Raw genomic sequence first — 237 nt, forward strand, 5'->3', positions numbered from 1 at the left:
CGACAGCGACCTGATCCGCGGCGTGGCCATCGTCGGCCGGCCGGTCGCGCGGCACCTGGACGATGGCTGGACACTGGAAGTCACACGGCTGTGCACCGGCGGCACACCCAACGCCTGCAGCAAGCTATACGGCGCGGCCTGGCAGGCGGCAAAGTCGCTGGGCTACATCCGCCTGATCACCTACACCTTACCCGACGAAGGCGGCGCCAGCCTGCGCGCCGCCGGCTGGCGGCTGAT

General features: G+C 70.5%; 1 protein-coding gene. It reads left to right on the plus strand.

The window, feature by feature from the left end; genetic code table 11:
• Positions 1–237, plus strand: a 237-nt coding sequence (locus APY03_RS24755; protein WP_332307395.1) for an XF1762 family protein, incomplete at both ends; no start/stop codon positions are given.

The sequence above is a fragment of the Variovorax sp. WDL1 genome, assembly GCF_001541225.1.
Lineage (GTDB): Bacteria > Pseudomonadota > Gammaproteobacteria > Burkholderiales > Burkholderiaceae_C > Variovorax.